The 1,648-nt window shown below is 77.2% G+C and carries 3 protein-coding genes; all 3 read left to right on the top strand.

The window, feature by feature from the left end; genetic code table 11:
* On the top strand, positions 1 to 542 hold a 542-nt coding region (locus MRQ36_RS32850), incomplete at its 5' end, for an adenylyltransferase/cytidyltransferase family protein (RefSeq protein ID WP_242801713.1).
* Between the two features lie 55 nt (positions 543 to 597).
* A complete protein-coding gene (locus tag MRQ36_RS32845; protein ID WP_242801711.1) occupies positions 598 to 1,299 on the top strand; it encodes an SDR family oxidoreductase in 702 nt (233 codons plus the stop codon).
* A partial coding sequence (locus tag MRQ36_RS32840; protein WP_374251273.1) for a glycosyltransferase family 9 protein occupies positions 1,296 to 1,648 on the top strand: 353 nt, incomplete at its 3' end. The genes MRQ36_RS32845 and MRQ36_RS32840, both read left to right, overlap by 4 nt.

Genomic DNA, 1,648 nt, shown 5'->3' with positions numbered 1-1,648 from the left:
CGGCCGCCGGGGCGGTGGTCGCCGAGGTGCGGGCGGCGGGCGGCACGGTGGTGGCGACCGGCGGCTGTTTCGACCTGCTGCACGCCGGCCACGTGGCGACCCTCCAGGCCGCCCGCCAGCTCGGCGACTGCCTGGTCGTCTGCCTGAACTCCGACGCCAGCGTGGCCGGGCTGAAGGGGGCCGACCGGCCGGTCGTACCGCAGGGCGACCGGTGCCGGCTGCTCGCCGCGCTGAGCTGCGTCGACGCGGTGCTGATCTTCGACGAGCCGACCCCGCACGCCGCGCTGTCCTGGCTGCGGCCGGACATCTGGGTCAAGGGCGGCGACTACGGCGGCGAGGAGTCGCTGCCCGAGGCGGAGATCCTGCGCCGCTGGGGCGGCGACACCGTGGTGGTGCCCTACCTCGACGGGCGGTCCACCACCGACATGATCGCCGCGGCGCGGGCGGGCCGGGGCTCCGGCGACTGGCCGGCGACGACCGTGGCGCAACCGGCGGGCGGGACGACGGTCGCCCCGTCGACCGTGGAGGAGGGGGCACGATGAGCGAGCGGATCGTCAGGTCCGGGACCCGGGTCGCCGGCCGTCGGTGGGCGGCGGCATGAGCAGCGAACTGCCCGGCAGCGGACCGACCGTCCTGGTCACCGGCGGGTCCAGCGGGCTCGGCGCGGCCGTGGTCACGGCGGTGGCCCGGGCCGGCGGCCGACCGCTGGTGCTGGACCGGCAGCGCCCCGCGGACGGGGTGCCGTGGATCCAGTGCGACCTGGCCGACACCCGGGCCGCCGAGGCCGCCACCCGGGACCTGGCCGAGCGGTCCGGCGGCCTGGACGCGGTGGTGACCGCCGCCGGGATGGACGTGCCCGGCCGACTCGCCGACGTGCCGGGGGAGACCTGGGAACGGATCGTCACGGTTGACCTGCTCGCCACCGCGGCGGTGATCCGGGCGGCGCTGCCCTACCTGGCGGCGTCGCGGGGCAGCATCGTCACCGTCGCCTCCACGCTGGGGGTGAAGGCGGTCAGCGACGCGACCGCGTACTGCGCGGCGAAGTTCGGGGTGGTCGGCTTCACCCGGGCGCTCGCCGCCGAGCTGGCCGGGAAGGTGGGTGTGACGCTGCTGATCCCGGGTGGGATGCGGACGGCGTTCTTCGACGACCGGGACGAGCAGTACAGGCCCGGCCCGGACGCCGTCCTCAACGACCCGGCCGACACCGCCGAGGCGGTCCTGTTCGCGCTCTCCCAGCCGCCCGGCTGCGCGGTACGCGAACTGGTGGTCTGCGCCGAGCAGGAGTCGTCGTACCCGTGATCCTGGTGCTGCGGGCGCTCGGCGTCGGTGACCTCGCGACCGGGGTGCCGGCGCTGCGCGCGGTGCGTGCCGCGTACCCCGGTGAGGAGCTGGCGCTGGTCGCGCCGCGCTGGTTGGCGCCGCTGGTCGCGCTGACCGGCGCGGTGGACCGGCTGGTCGAGGCGGACGGGCTGGGCCACCTGTCGTGGTCCGGCCCGCCGCCGGACCTGGCGGTCAACCTGCACGGCCGGGGCCCGCAGTCGCACCGGATGCTGGCCGAGGCCCGGCCGCGCCGGCTGCTCGCCTTCGCCGACGCCGACGCCGGGCACCGGGACGGCCCGCGGTGGCGGGCCGACGAGCACGAGGTGGA

It is taken from the genome of Micromonospora sp. R77 (assembly GCF_022747945.1).
Taxonomy (GTDB): Bacteria; Actinomycetota; Actinomycetes; order Mycobacteriales; family Micromonosporaceae; genus Micromonospora.
The sequence above is the reverse complement of the archived record's forward strand: the minus strand, read 5'-3'. Positions and strand labels throughout refer to the sequence as shown.